The sequence below is a fragment of the Dietzia sp. NCCP-2495 genome (genome assembly GCF_026011735.1).
In the GTDB taxonomy this organism is placed as follows: Bacteria; Actinomycetota; Actinomycetes; order Mycobacteriales; family Mycobacteriaceae; genus Dietzia.
The window spans coordinates 1-17,676 of sequence record NZ_BRVN01000001.1 but is presented as its reverse complement, the minus strand read 5'-3'; the positions used below and the strand labels follow the sequence as shown (position 1 = coordinate 17,676).

Sequence of the window (17,676 nt, the reverse complement as noted above, 5' to 3'; positions counted from 1 at the left end):
GACGCTGGGTGCTACCTAGACCTGTTAAACGTCCCGAGACCCCACAATGTTCCCACGTCCCGGCACCTCGCAAAACCCGGGGTCTGGCCTGGGTAGTCTCACAGGCGTGGATTCCGACGACACGACCGACCAGCCGGCTCCCCGGCGCGGCGAGACGTCGTGCGCGTGGTGCGGCCGCCCGGTCGACGAAGGCGGCACCGGCCGCAGGCGCCGGTACTGCCGCCGCTCCTGCCGTCAGCGCGCCTACGAGCAGCGTCGATCACTGCGGATGCAGGACCTGCCGGAGGGGACGGTGGTCCTCTCCGAGGCCGAATCCGCCGATCTGATGGACCGGATGTTCCAGCTCCGGTGTGCCTGCGAGGACCTGGCCACGGCGCTCGCCGAGGGAGAGGACGCGTCCGAGTTGGCCCGGATGTCCTCCTCACTCGTCGACGCGGCGCGAAGGGCTGAGCGACTGCGGTGAACAAGGTCATTACGGTGCTCAAGCGCTGGTGGATCCGATGGCAGCCCTCGGTCACCGGCCTGGTGGTCGCGGCACTGCTGGCGTGGGTATCACTCATGCCCTCACTGCTCCCGCGTGCGTGGTACTACCAGGGCATCGTCACCGGCGTGTCCATGACCCTGGGCTACGGGGTCGGAGTGGGGCTGCGCGCACTCTGGAAGAAAACCGTCACCCCGCAGATCACCCTCCACCCGGATCTCGAGGCACTGAGCCGCAAGCTGCTCCTGTTCACGAGCCTCTCCGCCCCGTACCTCCTCGTCGTCTACCTCGTCACCGCGACGGCCACCGCGATCCGGTGGCAGGACCAGGTCTCCGACCTCGTCGATTCCCCACGCCCTCCGTGGTCCGATTACATGCGGATCCCGTGGGTCGCGCTGGCCGTGTTCGCGTGCCTGCTGATCCTGGCCCGCCTGCTGCGCCGGGCGTACCGACAGTTCGTCTCGGCCCTCCGCACGAGATTCAACCTGGGGCTGGTCAGTGCCCGACTCACCGGAATCGCGGTGGCGTTGGCGCTGGTTCTCGGTGTGGTGCAGGGCGTGGTACCGCGACTGTTCTTCGAGGCCGCCAACAGGGTGTCCGGCGTGCAGAACGACTCGGACGCCCCCGGCGCGTCCAGGCCCACGATCCCGGAAAGATCCGGGGGACCGGGGTCCGTCATGAACTTCGACGACCTGGGGATGCAGGGGCGCAGATTCGTCAGCGGCGGGCTCAAGCAACCGCGGCTCAGTGAACTGCTGGGCAGTCCCGCCCAGCAACCGATCCGCCTGTACGCCGGCCTGGAATCGGCGGAGACCGATGACGCCCGTTCGGCACTGGTGGTCGAGGAGCTCAATCGCACGCATGCGTGGGAGCGCGAGTCCGTGGTGATCATCCCGACCACGGGCACCGGATGGATCAATCCCCACGCCGCCCAGGCGATCGAGCTACTCTCCGAGGGTGACGTGGCGACTGTCGGCACCCAGTACTCGTACCTCCCCAGCTGGATCTCGTTCCTCGCCGACCGGAAGAAGGCCGAGGACGCCGGTCGTTCACTCATCGAGGCCGTGGTCAACTGGCGCGCCTCGCTCCCGGAGGGCACGCACCGGCCGAACCTCTACGTGTACGGCGAGAGCCTCGGCACGCAGGCCGGCGAAGCGGCGTTCTCGGGGATCCAGGACATCCGCGCGACGGTCGACGGGGTCCTCTGGATGGGACCGCCGAACTCCAACCGGATCTGGCGGTCGTTGGTCGAGCGTCGTGACCCGGGCACCACCGCGACCGAACCTGTCTACGCCGACGGTCTCCTGGTCCGGTTCTCCGAGGATCCCGCCGAGTTGCGCCACGACGACACCCCGTGGATCCCACCGCACGTCCTCTACGTCCAGCACGCGACGGACCCGGTCGTGTGGTGGACCCCGGACCTCCTCTTCGACCGCCCCGCGTGGCTGGCGGAGCCGCCGGGGAAGGGCCGACATCCGGGCATGTTCTACATGCCGGTCCTCACGTTCTTCCAGATCACCGCCGACCTGGGGAACGCGATCGGCGGGTCGCAGGGTTACGGTCACCTGTACGACCACCAGATCCTCGACGGGTGGGCGACGGTCACCGAGCGTGAGGGATGGGACGACGACGACCACGCGCGATTCGCTCGCCTCCACGACCTGGCGATGGCAGAGCAGGAGCGTGGATGAGTGGCCAACCCGTTCGGCGTTTTCCGTACCGGTCGATCGTTCGAGACGACTACCGTGACCGGGGTAGATCCCGGACGCATTCAGATACCCCGCCGCGTGCCTCCGGCCAGTCCACCCGACCAGGAGGCCCACGGTGACCACCCATCCCGCCGATTCGCACGACATCATCCGGGTCGTCGGTGCCCGGGAGAACACCCTGCGGTCGGTCGATGTGGACCTGCCCAAACGGCGTCTGACCGTGTTCACCGGCGTCTCGGGTTCGGGCAAGAGTTCTCTCGTCTTCTCGACGATCGCCGCCGAGTCGCAGCGGATGATCAACGAGACCTACAGTGCGTTCCTGCAGGGCTTCATGCCCACGCTCGCCCGGCCTGAGGTCGACCTGCTCGAGGGGCTGACCACCGCGATCGTGGTGGACCAGGAACGGATGGGCTCCGATCCCCGGTCGACGGTGGGTACCGCGACCGACACCGGAGCGATGCTGCGGATCCTGTTCAGTCGCCTGGCCACACCGCACATCGGCGGGCCCAAGGCGTACTCCTTCAACGTGGCCTCCGCGTCAGGGTCGGGGATGCTCAAGAAGGCCGACGGGTCCAAGCAGAAGGCGACGTTCACGATCACCGGCGGCATGTGCGTCCGGTGTGAGGGCCGCGGGTCGGTGTCGGACTTCGACGTGGACGCCCTGGTGGACCGTTCGAAGTCACTTGCCGAGGGCGCGATCCTCGTGCCCGGGTACTCGATGGACGGGTGGTACGGGCGCATCTATTCCGGGTCCGGCTTCTTCAAAATGGACAAGCCCGTCTCGGAGTATTCCGACGAGGAGATGGAGATCCTGCTCCGGCAGGAGCCCACCAAGGTCAAGGCCGACGGCATCAACGTCACCTTCGAGGGACTCATCCCGAAGATCCAGAAGTCGATGCTGTCCAAGGACGTCGAGGCGATGCAGTCCCACATCCGGGCGTTCGTCGAGCGGGCCGTCGTGTTCACCACCTGCCCGGAGTGCGACGGCACCCGGCTCAACGAGGGGGCACGGTCGTCGAAGATCGGCGAGGTCAATATCGCCGACGTCTCCGCCATGCAGATCACCGACCTGGCCGAGTGGCTGCGTGGTCTGGACGAACCCTCGGTCGCCCCGCTGCTGGGCGCGCTCCAGCACACCCTGGACTCGTTCGTCGAGATCGGTCTCGGCTACCTGTCCCTCAACCGCCCGGCGGGAACGTTGTCCGGGGGCGAGTCCCAGCGCGTGAAGATGATCCGGCATCTCGGATCGGCGCTGACCGACGTGACGTACGTATTCGACGAGCCGTCGATCGGTCTGCACCCGCACGACATCCAGCGCATGAACGGTCTCCTGCTACGACTGCGGGACAAGGGCAACACCGTCCTCGTGGTGGAGCACAAGCCGGAGACCATAGCGATCGCCGACCACGTGGTGGACCTCGGTCCCGGCGCAGGTTCCGAAGGCGGTGCGATCTGTTTCGAGGGTTCAGTCGAGGGTCTCCGGTCCAGTGACACGGTGACCGGCCGACACCTGGACGACAGGGCGACTCTCAAGGACGAGGTCCGAAAGGCGAGCGGGGCCATCGAGGTCCGCGGCGCCACGGCCAACAACGTCCGCGACGTGGACGTGGACATCCCCCTCGGTGTGCTGTGCGTGGTGACGGGTGTTGCCGGCTCGGGCAAGAGCTCCCTCATCCACGGGTCGGTCTCCACACGCGACGAGGTCGTGGCGATCGATCAGTCCGCGATCCGTGGGTCCAGGCGAAGCAACCCGGCCACGTACACGGGCCTGCTCGAGCCCATCCGGAAGGCCTTCGCCAAGGCCAACGGGGTCAAGCCCGCCTTGTTCAGCCCCAACTCCGACGGCGCCTGTCCCACCTGCAAGGGTGCCGGCGTCATCTACAGCGACCTGGGGATGATGGCGGGCGTGGCCACCACGTGTGACGACTGTGAGGGCAAGCGCTTCCAGGCCGAGGTGCTCGAGTACACCTTCGGCGACAAGACCATCAGCGACGTTCTGGGCATGTCCGTGGCCACGGCCGAGGAGTTCTTCCGCGAGGGCGAGTCCCGAATCCCGGCTGCGCACAAGATCCTCGTACGACTCCGCGACGTAGGGCTGGGCTACGTCCGGATCGGTCAGCCACTGACCACGCTGTCCGGCGGTGAGCGTCAGCGCCTCAAGCTGGCCGCCCAGATGGCGGAGAAGGCGGAGGTCTACGTCCTCGACGAGCCCACGACCGGCCTCCACCTGGCCGACGTCGAGAACCTGCTGGGCATGCTCGACAGGCTCGTCGACTCGGGCAAGTCCGTGATCGTGATCGAGCACCACCAGGCGGTCATGGCGCACGCCGACTGGATCATCGACCTCGGTCCGGGCGCCGGCCACGACGGTGGGCGCATCGTCTTCGAGGGCACCCCAGCCGACCTCGTCGCCGACCGCTCCACGCTCACCGGCGAGCACCTCGCCGAGTACGTCAACTGACCTGGCACCTCGCCCGTTATCGGACCTCCGGGAATCAATCCAGCGACGCACCCATGCGACGGCACTGCTCCCGGATCCTGATGTCCGCATCGTCGTCGTCATCCCGTCGCCAACCCGAGGGAAGACCCGCCGCAGCAAGTTCTGCCCACCGGGGAGCGGACCGACGCACCGAGTGCTCGTCGAGCGTGCCGAGCATCAGGTAGCCCGCGTAGGTGACCGCCTCTGCCGTCCGCGCCTCTGGCGAGTCGCCGTGGCCATCGGCGGCCAGCAGGGCGTTGCTCGTGTTGAGGTCGCGCAACGCCGAGGCGAGAGTCGGCTCCCACCGGCTCTGGTGCTCACCGCGCGAGAACTCGGCGAGTTCGGTCAACACGCGCCGGGTGTCACCGCGAACTGCCCGGTGGTGGGACCGTCGGCCGAGGCCCCACAGCACGACGAGCGCCACCAGGACTCCGATCACGGTGTCGAGTAGACGCTCGCCGATGACCGACAGCGGGTCCTCCGGCATCGTCCCGCCCGACGCGACGAGCAGTGCAAGGGGAGTGATCAACGCGACCGCCATCGCGTAGTTCCTCGTCACCAGGAGTTCGATGGTGAACTGCAGGACCACGATCATCGCGATGAGCCACCACCCTGACGGCTCGACGACGGTGACCAGGAAGAACACTCCCAGACCGAGGACGGTGCCTGCCAGCCTGTGCAGGGCCCGGTAGGTTCTGGCGACCCGCGGTCCGCCCTGGTGGAGGACGAGCGCCGAGAACGCGATCACCCAGTACAGATGCGGCTGCTCCGTGCCGGCGAGGAGGGTGAGGATGATGATCGACACTGCCGTTGCCACGCCCACCGACAGGGCCACCGACCACGGTTCGCCGGGCCAGCGAAGTCCGTCGGCAAGACGTCGGCGGAGGGACCCGATGCTGCGGCGGTCGTCCTCGACGAGGGCGTTCTCGACGCGTTCGGCCGCCTCCGCGGACGGCATCGGGACATCGGAGAGCCCCTCCTCGGCGTCGATCCGCCGTGCGGCATCGGGATTATGCGGATCCCAGCCCTGCTCCTCGCCGGTGACGAAGTGCAGGGTGGCGCGTGAACTACGGTCGAGGTACTCGCGGCGCGCGGCAGCCAGGTCGGACTCGAGCTCGGGCGACCCGGTCCACATCCCCTCGGCCAGCGCCTCATCGGCGGCGGCGAGAGCGTGCGAGGCCGCGCGGTGCAGGGGACGGCTGTCCGGGCCGGGTTCGGAATCCGCGTACGCGGCGACCGCCGCCACCGCCGCCCGTACGGCCTGTCGCTCAGGACGCCGGGGGTCGGGGATGAGCTCGACCATCGTCACGAGCCACGCGACGGCCGCACCGACCGCCGTCATGGTCGGCACGAGCCACGCCTCGGTCCCGTGCTCACCCACTAGGAGATAGGCGATGCCGGCACACAGGACGAGGAAGTAGGAGCCCGGCGGCCCCACCCGCAGTGCCAGACACAAGCCCGCCGTGACCATCGCCAACACGACCGCCGCAACGGCAAAGAGTGCGACAGATGTCGAGGTGAACGCACCGATCGCGGTGGACACGACCAACCCGAGACCGATCCCGGCCACGGTGACCGCGCGGCGACGAAGGGGAGCGGCCGCGGCGTACAGAACCGAGAACGTGCCCGTCACGCAGAGAAGCCCCAGGTCGGGACGCCCGAGCAACGTCGGCACCGCCAGGCACAGCAGGACGGTCAGCCCGGCCTTGAGGGCGTTACGCATCCGTGGCGGACTAGGTGCGAGTGTAACCAGGGAACGCAGCACCTTACCCACTCGCGACCCCGCAACCGTTCGTACTCTGCTCACCCGTGATCAGCCCGCCTTCCCGAATCGCTTGTGCAGCGCCTGTCTGCTCACGCCCAACACGACCCCGATCTCGGCCCAGCTCAGTCCGTGGTTCCGCGCGTGCCGTACCGCAGCTGCCTCCTCACGAGCGAGCTCGGATTTGGCCCGGGCGATCGCAGCCAGGCGGGTGACGGGGTTGTCGGCGTTGTCGTCGTCGTAGTCCTGGATCGTTTCCACAATGGATCACCTCACGCGCGTCAACCTACGCCCACCACGACCCGCGCGTCAACCTAGGTTGACACCAGGGTGGAGGTCGAACCGGCGCCGCGACTCACCCCGTCGTCAAGAACCGCCAGATCTCGCCAGGCGCGTCGTAGGGCTCCGCACCCGACGGCCCCCACCCACCCGAGGCGGTGGGAAAGGTGTGGCCGGTGTCGTCGAGCACCACGAGCCGCACCGGATCCGCGCCGTCCCACACGGTCGACTCGACGCCGCCCGAGCGTTCGGGGCCACGCTCCGGAACCGTCCCGACACCGTTGTGGCGCGCGTACCACCGCGCACCGTCTGCGGCGGACAACACCTCTCCGCGCGAGCCCTGCGATGAGCCAGCACGTACCCGTACCTCGCCGCCTGACAGAGGGTTGATGGGGTCCTCACGCCCTTCGACGAACATGATCGGAACGGGATCGCCGTCCGTGGAACACGACTGGTTTCCGACGACCGGCGGGTTGGCGGCCACCACCCCCACGCCCCCGACCAGGTCGGACGCCTCCAACGCCAGACGCATCGCCATGTGCCCTCCGCTGGAAAACCCCACCGCGTACACCGGACCGCCCGTGCCGATCGACTTCACCACGTGGCGCATCAGCGCGACGTCGTCGACGCCGGCGACCTTGGCCGGCCACCGTCCGCCGACGCGGCACTCGTTCCAGTTGTTCCGATACCCGTCCACGTAGGCCACGACGAACCCGTGTTCGTCGGCCACCTTCTCGATATCGGCTCCGACCGCGTCACGTAGACCGGCGCCCGTCCCACCGGAGCCGTGGAGCACCAGCAGAATCGGCGAGTCGGGTCGCATGGACATAGGGGAGTAGGTGCTCCAGGTCCGCTCCACGCCGTCCAGGATGGTCGAACCCGTTACCTCGGGCGCAGCTGGAGACGCCGTAATTGGCGTTGCCGATGCCGTCGCAGGCATGGCCGACGCCGACGTCGTGACCAGGGGCGCGGATCCGGACGTCGAGACCGCGCAGGAAGCGAGCACCGGGAGCACCACCGATGCCGCGACACATCCGCGCGCTCGCTGCCGAACCGCCGCGATACCTCCATGTTCACGCTGCCGAACCGCCGCTATACCTCCGTGCTGACGCTGCCGAACCGCCGGGCCCATGCTCCGAGTGTGCGTCACCGGGGGGAGTAGCGTCGCGGACATGGCGGCCAATCGTTACCCCGAGATCGCGTTCGGCCCCTCCGCCCGCGCGCGCCAGGCGGCCGTGGGGCACACCCAGCCGCACGCCACCGGCGACTTCGGCCTCGAGGGCACTGACAAAGCCCTGATCAGGCGAGCGGACCACTTCTTCCTGTCCACCGTCACCGAATCCGGATGGCCGTACGTCCAGCACCGCGGCGGACCCGCGGGATTCGTCCACGTGGACGGTGACACCACCCTGTCGTGGGTGGAGTTCCGCGGCAACCGGCAATACGTATCCACCGGCGACATCGATTCAGACGGGCGGGTCTGCCTGTTCTTCGTGGACTACCCCACGCGCAGTCGCCTCAAAGTGTTCGGCAACGCACGGATCGTCGAACCGGACCGGGACCCCGCACTGATCGAGCGACTGCGCACGATGGGGGAGAAGACCTACACCGGTCACGTGGAAAGGGCGATCGTCGTGGAACTCGTCGCCTCGGACGCCAACTGCAGCAAGCACATCACTCCGCGATGGACAAGGGAGTACGTCAACGAGCTGACCGGCCTGTACCGGCGCGACATCGAGCAATTGCAGGCACAGATCGACGACCTCCGTGGACATGACCACACCGGTTGAAGTACAGTCGCCGCCATGTATCCCGGTGCGTACTCTCTGAAGCCTTGGTCCCGCCGCTGACGGCGGCAGGGTCCACGCTTCACCCCTGATCTCTGCACGCCGTCGACGGCCCATCAGCCGGACGGCGAATTTGTGCTGTCCGGCTCCGCGACACACATTGCAGAGAGCACCATGCCATGCCTGACACATCACACGACCATCTCCCCGCGGGCTCCCACGCCCAAATCCGCCTGTCCGGCGCCTCGGTCACCCTCGGGAGCCGCCGAGTCCTCTCCGGGGTCGACGTGACCCTGTCCGCCGGCACCGCAGTGGCGGTGGTGGGGGAGAACGGACGCGGCAAGACCACGCTGCTCGAGGTCCTTGCCGGAAGCCGGCGCCCCGACGACGGCACAATCACACGTCGTGGGACCATCGGCACCGTCGAACAGGATCTCGACATCGCCGAGGGCCGGACCGTCGGTGACGCCGTGGCTCTGGAGATCTCCGACAGTCTCGACGCTCTACAGGCGTTGAACGAGGCCACCATCGCCATGGCCGAAGAACGGCCCGGAGCCGACGACGCCTACACGTCCGCGCTGGACCGCGCGATCACGCTGGACGCGTGGGACGCCGAGCGCCGCGTGGACATGGCGCTCGAGGCCCTCTCGGCCTGCACTGACCGGGCACGGCCGCTGTCGTCGCTCTCGGTAGGGCAGAGGTACCGGGTCCGGCTGGCCTGCGTCCTCGGCGCCCGACACGACATACTCCTGCTGGACGAGCCCACCAACCACCTCGACGCGTCCGGACTGGCCTTCCTGACGGAGAAGATGCGCGAGCACCCCGGCGCGCTCGCCGTGGCCAGCCACGACCGGGCGCTGTTGCGCGATGTATGCACCCACTTCCTGGACCTGGATCCGAGCCAGGACGGCACGCCGCGCCTCTACGGGGGCGGCTACGAGGGCTGGGTCGACGGCCGACACAGAGAGCGCCTGCGCTGGGAGCAGGCCCACACCGCCCAGGTGGGCGAGCACGAACGCCTCAGCCGCGCGGCCGAGGATGCACGCGGTCGACTCCACGATTCCTGGCGCCCCGCCAAGGGGCACGGACGGCACGAACGGGCGACAAGGGCAGCCAGCACCGTGCAGACGTTCAACCGGCGACGCGAGGAACTGGAGCGCCACCACATCAGCGTTCCGCCGCCGCCCGCGAGGTTTCAGTGGCCGGACTGGTCGGTACCCACCGGCCGTACCGTGCTCACCTGCCATCAGCCACGGGTCAGCGACCGACTCACGGCCTCGGTGTCCCTATCGATCGACACCGGCGACCGGGTCCTGCTGACCGGACCGAACGGCGCCGGGAAGTCCACCCTGCTGGCGGTACTGGTCGGTGAACTCGAACCCGACTCGGGCCGTGTGAATCGGCACCCGAACGCCCGACTGGCCCTCCTCGGCCAGGAGGTGCCGGACTGGGACCCGCACCGAACCGCGGTGGAGATTTATCGCGATCACGTGGACCAGCTCGGACTCACCTCCGCGCCCGGCCTGGCGAGAACCGGTCTACTCGGGTCCGATACAGCGGGTACCGCCGTGTCGCGTTTGTCCCAGGGCCAGCAGCGTCGACTCCACATGGCGCTGTGCCTCGCAGAGGAACCGGATCTGCTGATCCTCGACGAGCCGACCAATCATCTGTCGTTCGCTCTGGTCGACGCCCTCACAGCCGCTCTGAACACGGCGTCGTGTGCTGTCGTAGTGGCCACACACGACCGGCAGTTACTTCGCGATCTCAGCGATTGGCCTACTCTCGCGCTCCCGGGACAGCGCTAGAGTCGGCATATGTCGGACGATCCAGCAACCTCGAGTCGTACCTCGAACTACGACGTCAAGAAGGAGCGTCGAGACCTGTACGGCGGACGAGCAGGCAGGTTCGACCTGGTGGACGTACCCGAGATGCGTTTCCTCATGGCTGACGGTCACGGCGATCCGAACGTCTCAGACGACTATCGCAGTGCCGTCGAGTCCTTGTATACAACGGCCTATACGATCCGGTCGACAGCGCGGTCGCAGCTAGGACGAGTCCATACGGTCGGTCCGCTCGAGGGCCTCTGGTACGCGGACGATCTCCACGTGTTCACCGCCCGAAACAAGAGCGCATGGAGCTGGACCATGATGATCTGGCAGCCCGACTGGATCACCCCGGACATGGCAGCGTCTGCGTTGGACACGGTTGGGTCGACGAAGATCCCCGGCGTCGCGGATCTCGTACGATTCGACACCGTCGTCGAAGGTCCAGCGGTTCAGACACTCCATGTTGGCTCCTACGACGACGAGGGCCCGACGATCGCCCACATGCACGAGCAGGTGATCCCCGGATTCGATGCCGTGCCCACCGGTCATCACCACGAGATCTACCTGTCGGATCCGCGCAGGACCGCACCCGAGAAACTCAAGACGATCCTGCGACAGCCCGTGGCACTGACGTCGTGAACTCGGCTAATCGACCGGCGACCGAAATCCACTTCCAGCAAAGGAATGTGATGCAGAGCAACTTCGTACAGGCCACAGGATTTGTGATCGATGAGGTGTCGTCCACCTCGTTGCGCGCGCACGCCGAACTCGGACCGGATCACCACACGGAATGGGGAACCATCCACGGTGGTGTCTACGCGAGCTTGGTCGAGAGCGCCGGTGGCGCGGGTGCCGGGCACGCGGTCGCTGAACTCGGCCAAGTCGCCGTGGGCGTGCACAACGGGACCGATTTCCTTCGTGCCACAACCGGCGGCCGGGTCGAGATTGTGGCAGAGGCGTTGTTCCAGGGCCGCAGTCAACAGCTGTGGGACGTGGTGATCACCCAATCCGACAACGGCAAGGTGCTCGCGCGTGGCCAACTCCGGCTACAGAACATTCCGAAGCCGTCCACGCCGTGACCCGGATGGACCCCCTTGAAACGTCACAGTGACGTTTAAAGGGTGGATTCACGGGCCTCCGGGGGACAGCAACAGGATCGGGATTCGGAGGTCCGATCGTCACACTCCGCGAACCCCGGGATACACGGCGGTCGCTCGCAGTTTGAGTCGGTCACGCTTGTTGCCGGTGGAGTTCACCCAGGGTCACGCCATAGGCATCAGCGCCGACCTCGGCAGCGATCGAACCGACGGCGACGACGAGACAACGACGGCGATCGGAAGTATCCAGCACGCCGTCTTCGGCAGTGACGGCATCGGGCACGCTACAGCCGTTCGCGTCCGGTAGGTACATCATCGGCATGACGCGCTCAGCACTGGATCGGCTACCTGCGTGATCTACAAACTGCGGTTGTGCAACGCTTCGCGTCGCAACATGGCCCCAAGTGCCGATAATCTACATTATGTAAAGTAGTCTGTAGCGGGTTGCATCATCCGCGAACTCGACATCGCCCCCCTGATATTCGATAGACCACCTCCGACACCGACAGTCCTACAGGTGAGACGACAGCAGCACGATCGACGCGTGCCGCCTGATGAAGCGCGACGGCGAGTCCAGCGCATCCGCAGCCGTTCGTAGGTCTTCGTGCCCTATGTCCTGGATCCGATCGGACGTGAGTTCTGCAGCCATCACTTCGTCCAGCTCCGGGCGCATAGCGAGAACTTCACGAATCGGTGCGTAGTCGAGCTGACGCCTTCGCTCGCCATCGACGTACGGAGCACTCACCGCCCTGCCGGCCAGATTGTCCGGCAGATCGGCGAGGAGGTTCATTGCTCTACCGGTCTGGCCGCCGGCACTCAGCACGGACACGGCATGCGCTCGAACCTCTGCCGTTGTCGTCGGAATCTTTGCAAACGCAAGGATTCGCTCGGCGGCCTGATCGTCAACTTCGCCGATCGCGAGCAGGACGTCAAGAACGCGATCGATGCCACCCGACGCGGCCGCCCCCGAAGGAAGCAGACCCAGCGCGGCGACAAGGCGTGAAACAGCCGTCGGTCCGGCGGCAACCAACAGACGGTGCGCCAGGTGATGTTGCTCGCGGGAATCGGCATGTACGAGCATCTCGACCAGTTGCTCGACTTGTTCAGGCTCCGACAGTCGAGAAAGTTGGTCCTCGATCTCCGCGAGCTTGTTCAGCTCCGGGAACAGCGTTGCAAGTTGCTCGACGGTGAGTGAATTCTTCATCGCGGCAACGGGATCATCCGGATCGTGGACTACGACCGCGAACGCTTCGTCGACCACACCAGATCTGATCAACGCTCGAGTCGCGCGACGGGATGCGCTCACCAGACTCTCGCGGAACCGGACAGTGACCGAATCCCAGAGGTAGTCACCAAAACCAACAGAAGCGGTCAGCGTCTCAGCCCACTTGTCACCCCTGCCTGACCAGTCGACCTGCACCGGCCAACAATCGACGTCCCATCGCCGATCAGCCACAGCATAATCCGGTGCGCCTGTGGCCACCCGGATGGCTGGCCACAGGAACAGCATGTCCCGCGCATGGATATCGGTCAGCGCAGCGCCGTACACCGCCGACCCCGCAGACCGCGTCGTGACCTCCCGGACCGCAGAGACGATCTCCTCGGTCAGATCACCTTCCAGGCGCCCCCAGTCGACTGCGCTCATCCCTATCCCTCCCCCGGTGCCGACGCGACATCAGAGGTCATGTCAGAGAGATCCCGATCCTGTCCGCCATCACCCGGATCATGTGCTGCACGCCGATTTCGTTGCGCCCGATGGCCATGTGGTCATGCTGCCCGCGGCGCACTCCTTCACCGCACTGAGGGAGCATCGCGAAGTCTTCGTCCCGAACAGCAGAATGAACCTGTGCGAATATGCCGGCATACATCTCCACCTGCTCAGGACTCTCCGCAGGGTACTTCGCCATCCAACTGTGCCGCACTACGCAACTCGTGGCCGAATCACCCGGCAGAATGTCGATGACCTCGACTCCTACAGGACTGTTGGCCAGGATGAGGTTGGGATAAACCCAATAGATGATGCCCATCTGCGCAGTCGGGTCATCCCACGAGTCGTCTTGCTCCATACCCTCGAGGTCCCGAACCCAGTTGAACGGGAAGCCGATACGGTGGTGCGGGCCGAACTCGTCGTAGACGTGGGTGTTCGCGATGGTGTTCTGTCCGATGACGCTGTTGCCATGGACGAACGGAAAGTGGTAACCCTCGGCGAAGGCTTCGAGCGCACCCTTCCAGCTGACGGCGGAGTTCAGGGACCGCTCGTCGTGGTACTGGTAGTCTTGGTAGTTCCACCGTGCGAGTTCGGCACCGCACTCACCCAGGTGCGTGTCCAGATCCATTGGCGCATCGGCGTTGAGGACACCCCAGATGAATCCGTGACGCTCCTCGCTGGGGAGCTCGACCAGACCGTATTCGTCCCGATTGACGTCGTCGAACCCTGCCTTGCCCGGAATCCCGCGCAGCTGTCCATTGTTGTCGTAAACCCATGCGTGGTACGGGCATGTGAATCGTCGGCTGTTCCCTGCCCCGCACGCCGGCATCGCGCCACGGTGGCGGCAGTAGTTCAAGAAGACGTGAGCCTGCCCGTCACGGTCACGGGTGATCAGCAACGAATCGTCGAGCACCGTGCGCACGACATAGTCATGATTCTTCGGGATCTGAGCCGACGCCAGCAGAGCAAGCGGCGTCTCCCTCAACAGCTGGTTCCGTTCGTACTCGGCGATCTTGTCATCGCGGTAATACGACAGGGGCACCCGCAGTGTCGACTCAGCCATGTCCGTGGTGTTTGCAACTGCCAGGTCCAATGCTCGTCGAGTGAGCTCAGCTCCGAACGGACTGGGGGTCGTCCCCGTGCTCGGTGTGGGGTTCTCGAACGTCGTCATGCCAGGTCCTCTCGTCACCAGTGCCCTTGCCGATGACTATACATGAAACACGTTCTATGTCTAGTCGTCCACCTCGATCCCCCGACCCACTACGCCACCGACGAGCACGACATAATGGACAGGTGCGTACACATGGATGGGCCGGCCTGATTCCCCCGGCCGACGACGACGAGGCCGCGAACCGCATCATCGCCGCCGCCGGAGAGCTGATGGAGTCGGGTGCAACCGATGTGAACATCCGTCAGGTCGCACAGAAGCTGGGTATCGCTCGCCAGACCGTCTACCGGTACTTTCCCAACAGTCAAGCGCTGCTCGTCGCGACAGCTCAACACGCCACCAACGAGTTCCTCGACGACTTGGCGCGGTCACTTGAAGGTCTCACCGAACCTTCCCACGCGATAGTCGAGGCAGTCGCCCTAACCTTCGAGCGCCTTCAAGGTAATCGCCGATTCGCCCTACTGTTCGTTCAACCGGAGAACACAGAACTCACCGCCGAGGTCACCGCTACGCGGTCCATCGCCATAGGACGCGTGATAGTCGACCACCTTCCGATCGACTGGGCCGGACATGGATGGACGGACGCCGACATGAATGAGCTCGTCGAAGTCATGCTCCGGTTCGTCCAATCACTCCTCGTCGACCCGGGCGACCCTCCTCGTCCCCCAGACGAGCTACGCGCATTCCTGCATCGGTGGGTTGGAACGGCCATCGAGGCGAAGAATTCGACGTCCACGTCGGTGGCCCGAGTTCAGTCCTGAAACTCGGAGCGTCACTGAACACCGAACGAGTTGCCTGACAAGCATTGACAACGTTGTGGCGTCCATATCGGAATATGCAGGGATCGAATATGCAGAGTTACCAGTACGGATGTGGGTGACGCTCCAGAGGAATCATCCCTCCCATTGTCGGCCCCTCCCCCATTCGCGGCAACGCATGGACTCCGGATTGTAGCCGCACTCTTTTGGTGCGCATCTCAGCGCCCAGCTCTTCAGCTCGGACTACCCGACCTCCAGACGTTGGCGATGATTACCCCCAAAGCGTCACCGCAGCAACAGTGACCCACCAAGCACACTCACAGGACTCACGGTAGGTACCCCAATAACGAGCGCCGCAGAATACGGTGACACCAATCACATTGCACATTGCACCGTCCTAGGCGCCGACAAGGAGACACCTGATGCCACGTGCCCGCTTCATCGCCCCCTTAGTCGCGGCAGTGGCAGCGGCAGCCGTTTCTCTAGTCGTCGCACCCACTGCCTCGGCAACCGACCCCACTACTCGGCCGTCCCAGGCGGTCACGTATACCGCAGAAGTGGGTGGGGTCTACCAGATCACACACCCTGGACAGCCCTGGCCTGGCGTCGACGACTGGTCCTGCCAGCCCTCCAATGAACACCCACGTCCGGTGATCCTCCTCCACGGAACAGGCGCCAACGGAGTCAACAACTGGGGCACGATCGCGCCGTCGCTACTCAACGAGGGCTACTGCGTTTTCGCGCCAACCTACGGCGCCTCCCCGCTGCTCCCCGGAATTGGCGCGGCCCAGCGCATGACTGACCACGTCAACGAGATGACCACTTACCTTGATCGCGTTCTCGATGCGACCGGGGCCAAGCAGGCAGATGTAGTGGGCCACTCCCAGGGCGCGACCGTGGGAATGCACTTGGCTAAGGTGACCCGCCCGGGCCGGATCGCCAGTGTGGTCTCGATCGGCGGCTTTGCCGGTGGGACCACAGAAGCGGGTCTCCCGGGTCTGGCCTCGCTCGCAACCGTGGTGGACCTTGAGGGTCTGGCTGCAGAGAACTCCCGCAACCTCCCCGACGGCCCGCTCCCTATGCCCTTCCCCTCAATGCTCGACATCAACGAACATTCCCCGACAGGTCAGAGGTTATTCGCCGGTGGCTCCCCCTTTCACGGTGACACTAGTTACACCCTGATTGCCTCGGCTCTAGACGGGTTGGTCCCGCCTGCCATGAGCTTTCCCGCAAGGAACTACCCGAACGTGACGACACACGTTCTCCAGGAGACTTGTCGACACAATGGCGCCGATCACGCCGCGCTGTACGCCGATCCTCAGACCGTGGACCTGATGCTCAACGCGCTTGACCCGGCCACCGCCGTCGCACCCCGCTGTTGGCCCACCTCCCCGATCAGCGGAGCTATCGGGGCAGTGCCGGCACGGGGATCCGTACCCAACAACTAAGACATAATTTCGTCGTTCAACATCGTTATCCTTGCCGTGCGAACAATGCCGCCCGCACGGAGTGAGCCTCCTGGCTGGCGGGAGAACATGCGACGAAGCGACAAGTCAGAATCGCCGCTACCACTAACTCCGATTCGCATGAGCATGAACCGCAGGCTGGCTAGCAGACCACTGGCAGTACGGCCCCACCGCCACATGTGCCAGCCGGACTCCGATTCACCCTCGCGGAGTCAGGATGATCTCGCCGATGTGGAACGGGCCGAGGAACGCAGCAACTCCGACGGCCACCACCATGCCTAACGACCTGGTCTGACGCCTGCCGACACGCGCTGACATGGTGGCCTCCTCGGCTCCGAGAGGGCTGACATTACTCCCGAAGCTCGTCCCGATCGACCCAGTTCACGATCTCCTGAAGCCCGGCGAGATGCTGCTCAAGCGCGTGCACCCCCGCGGCGCTCAGCGACACCCACACCGAGTCCTCAGCCCGCGACGACCCGTACTCGCGATGCCGCGTGACGTAACCGTGCGCCTCGAGCGCCGTGAGTTGCTTCGACAGCGTGGCGTCGGTCAGTCCGGTCAGGTCTCGCAATACCGAGAACTTCATCTCCCGGTCCGGCCCTTCCCCACCTTCGGTGGCGCCGGCGGCCCGCAGCCCAACACAGATCCGTAGCCGGTTGACCGGATGGATCACCGGATCAATAGCGCCATTCATCGTGACGACTCCCCGAGCCTACGCAGACCGAGATAGGCAAAAACCCCAGCGCAGCCTCCCGCCAGAAGCCCGACCCACGGTGGCGTAGCCGGCACGACGATGGCCATCGGCATCCACAGCGGCCATATGACCAGAAGCCAGTCGCGCTCCCCTGCACCGGAGAATGGGTCCTGCCGCCGCCGCTCCCGGACCCAGGGGTTCCACAGCCAGCGTCGCAGTAGCCAGATCAGCACAGCGAACAGCGCACCCGTCGCCACCACACCGATGATCGATCCCCACGACGCGACAGTGATCATCGCCCCGTAGACCACCGCTGACACTACCGCCGCGAGGCGCTGCGGCTGCCAGCCCGCGACAGAACTCACTGCCGAGACCACCTGCAGCGAAGCCCGCGCCTCACCCACGGTCACTTTCGGACCAGGCGGCGTACGACCGTTGTTTTTTATAATGGAAAGTATATTG

The 17,676-nt window shown here is 65.7% G+C and carries 17 protein-coding genes; 9 read left to right on the top strand and 8 right to left on the bottom strand.

Annotated elements, in window-relative coordinates; all coding sequences use genetic code 11:
- Positions 1-106: 106 nt before the first annotated feature.
- The 3 genes from OPF83_RS00085 (at position 107) to OPF83_RS00075 (ending at position 4,651) form a co-directional block, all read left to right on the top strand.
- The gene (locus OPF83_RS00085; protein ID WP_264885174.1) at positions 107-463 is read left to right on the top strand and encodes a hypothetical protein; all 357 of its coding nucleotides are present in this window, start codon (positions 107-109) and stop codon (positions 461-463) included.
- A complete protein-coding gene (locus OPF83_RS00080) occupies positions 460-2,172 on the top strand; it encodes an alpha/beta hydrolase (RefSeq protein ID WP_264885172.1) in 1,713 nt (570 codons plus the stop codon). The genes OPF83_RS00085 and OPF83_RS00080 overlap by 4 nt, the downstream gene beginning before the upstream one ends.
- Before the next feature lie 133 nt (positions 2,173-2,305).
- Entirely contained in the window at positions 2,306-4,651 is a 2,346-nt protein-coding gene (locus tag OPF83_RS00075; RefSeq protein ID WP_264885171.1) for an excinuclease ABC subunit UvrA, read from the top strand.
- 34 nt (positions 4,652-4,685) lie between these two features.
- On the opposite strand, the gene OPF83_RS00070 is transcribed toward OPF83_RS00075, so the two are convergent.
- From OPF83_RS00070 to OPF83_RS00060, 3 genes are all read right to left on the bottom strand, one after another.
- Positions 4,686-6,392 carry an FUSC family protein gene (locus OPF83_RS00070; protein WP_264885170.1) on the bottom strand — a complete coding sequence of 569 codons (1,707 nt, stop codon included), beginning with the start codon at positions 6,390-6,392 and terminating at the stop codon, positions 4,686-4,688.
- 90 nt (positions 6,393-6,482) lie between these two features.
- Positions 6,483-6,692, bottom strand: a complete 210-nt coding sequence (locus OPF83_RS00065) for a sigma-70 region 4 domain-containing protein (RefSeq protein WP_264885168.1) — start codon at positions 6,690-6,692, stop codon at positions 6,483-6,485.
- Positions 6,693-6,786: 94 nt separating this feature from the next.
- Positions 6,787-7,533, bottom strand: a complete 747-nt coding sequence (locus OPF83_RS00060; RefSeq protein WP_264885167.1) for a PHB depolymerase family esterase — start codon at positions 7,531-7,533, stop codon at positions 6,787-6,789.
- 349 nt (positions 7,534-7,882) lie between these two features.
- On the opposite strand from OPF83_RS00060, the gene OPF83_RS00055 reads away from it, so the two are divergent.
- The 4 genes from OPF83_RS00055 to OPF83_RS00040 all read left to right on the top strand — a co-directional run bounded on the left by OPF83_RS00055 (position 7,883) and on the right by OPF83_RS00040 (position 11,402).
- Positions 7,883-8,500: a pyridoxamine 5'-phosphate oxidase family protein gene (locus tag OPF83_RS00055; protein ID WP_264885166.1), complete on the top strand. Its 618-nt coding sequence runs from the start codon at positions 7,883-7,885 to the stop codon at positions 8,498-8,500.
- A 176-nt stretch (positions 8,501-8,676) separates the two neighbouring features.
- Positions 8,677-10,302, top strand: coding sequence for an ABC-F family ATP-binding cassette domain-containing protein (locus tag OPF83_RS00050; protein ID WP_264885165.1), 1,626 nt, complete (start codon positions 8,677-8,679; stop codon positions 10,300-10,302).
- A gap of 9 nt (positions 10,303-10,311) precedes the next feature.
- Positions 10,312-10,962 carry a GyrI-like domain-containing protein gene (locus tag OPF83_RS00045; protein ID WP_264885164.1) on the top strand — a complete coding sequence of 217 codons (651 nt, stop codon included), beginning with the start codon at positions 10,312-10,314 and terminating at the stop codon, positions 10,960-10,962.
- Positions 10,963-11,012: 50 nt separating this feature from the next.
- Positions 11,013-11,402, top strand: coding sequence for a PaaI family thioesterase (locus OPF83_RS00040; RefSeq protein WP_264885163.1), 390 nt, complete (start codon positions 11,013-11,015; stop codon positions 11,400-11,402).
- A gap of 151 nt (positions 11,403-11,553) precedes the next feature.
- Here OPF83_RS00040 and OPF83_RS00035 read toward each other — a convergent pair whose 3' ends face one another.
- The 3 genes from OPF83_RS00035 to OPF83_RS00025 all read right to left on the bottom strand — a co-directional run bounded on the left by OPF83_RS00035 (position 11,554) and on the right by OPF83_RS00025 (position 14,299).
- A complete protein-coding gene (locus tag OPF83_RS00035; protein ID WP_264885162.1) occupies positions 11,554-11,742 on the bottom strand; it encodes a hypothetical protein in 189 nt (62 codons plus the stop codon).
- A 189-nt stretch (positions 11,743-11,931) separates the two neighbouring features.
- Complete coding sequence (locus OPF83_RS00030; RefSeq protein WP_264885161.1) at positions 11,932-13,065, bottom strand: hypothetical protein; 1,134 nt, start codon at positions 13,063-13,065, stop codon at positions 11,932-11,934.
- Positions 13,066-13,102: 37 nt separating this feature from the next.
- Complete coding sequence (locus OPF83_RS00025; protein ID WP_264885160.1) at positions 13,103-14,299, bottom strand: aromatic ring-hydroxylating dioxygenase subunit alpha; 1,197 nt, start codon at positions 14,297-14,299, stop codon at positions 13,103-13,105.
- 122 nt (positions 14,300-14,421) lie between these two features.
- On the opposite strand from OPF83_RS00025, the gene OPF83_RS00020 reads away from it, so the two are divergent.
- The gene (locus OPF83_RS00020) at positions 14,422-15,057 is read left to right on the top strand and encodes a TetR/AcrR family transcriptional regulator (protein ID WP_264885159.1); all 636 of its coding nucleotides are present in this window, start codon (positions 14,422-14,424) and stop codon (positions 15,055-15,057) included.
- A 647-nt stretch (positions 15,058-15,704) separates the two neighbouring features.
- Positions 15,705-16,502, top strand: a complete 798-nt coding sequence (locus OPF83_RS00015; protein WP_264885158.1) for an alpha/beta fold hydrolase — start codon at positions 15,705-15,707, stop codon at positions 16,500-16,502.
- Between the two features lie 367 nt (positions 16,503-16,869).
- On the opposite strand, the gene OPF83_RS00010 is transcribed toward OPF83_RS00015, so the two are convergent.
- Together OPF83_RS00010 and OPF83_RS00005 are read right to left on the bottom strand one after the other, a co-directional pair.
- Complete coding sequence (locus OPF83_RS00010; RefSeq protein ID WP_264885157.1) at positions 16,870-17,214, bottom strand: transcriptional regulator; 345 nt, start codon at positions 17,212-17,214, stop codon at positions 16,870-16,872.
- Positions 17,211-17,676, bottom strand: a 466-nt coding sequence (locus OPF83_RS00005; RefSeq protein ID WP_264885156.1) for a hypothetical protein, incomplete at its 5' end; no start/stop codon positions are given. The genes OPF83_RS00010 and OPF83_RS00005, both read right to left, overlap by 4 nt.

Coding starts and splice junctions, on each gene's coding strand:
- OPF83_RS00070 (WP_264885170.1), bottom strand. CDS start 6,392: ATGCGTAACGCCCTCAAGGCCGGGCTGACCGTCCTGCTGTGCCTGGCG.
- OPF83_RS00060 (WP_264885167.1), bottom strand. CDS start 7,533: ATGCGACCCGACTCGCCGATTCTGCTGGTGCTCCACGGCTCCGGTGGG.
- OPF83_RS00055 (WP_264885166.1), top strand. CDS start 7,883: ATGGCGGCCAATCGTTACCCCGAGATCGCGTTCGGCCCCTCCGCCCGC.
- OPF83_RS00050 (WP_264885165.1), top strand. CDS start 8,677: ATGCCTGACACATCACACGACCATCTCCCCGCGGGCTCCCACGCCCAA.
- OPF83_RS00045 (WP_264885164.1), top strand. CDS start 10,312: ATGTCGGACGATCCAGCAACCTCGAGTCGTACCTCGAACTACGACGTC.
- OPF83_RS00040 (WP_264885163.1), top strand. CDS start 11,013: ATGCAGAGCAACTTCGTACAGGCCACAGGATTTGTGATCGATGAGGTG.
- OPF83_RS00035 (WP_264885162.1), bottom strand. CDS start 11,742: ATGCCGATGATGTACCTACCGGACGCGAACGGCTGTAGCGTGCCCGAT.
- OPF83_RS00030 (WP_264885161.1), bottom strand. CDS start 13,065: ATGAGCGCAGTCGACTGGGGGCGCCTGGAAGGTGATCTGACCGAGGAG.
- OPF83_RS00025 (WP_264885160.1), bottom strand. CDS start 14,299: ATGACGACGTTCGAGAACCCCACACCGAGCACGGGGACGACCCCCAGT.
- OPF83_RS00010 (WP_264885157.1), bottom strand. CDS start 17,214: ATGAATGGCGCTATTGATCCGGTGATCCATCCGGTCAACCGGCTACGG.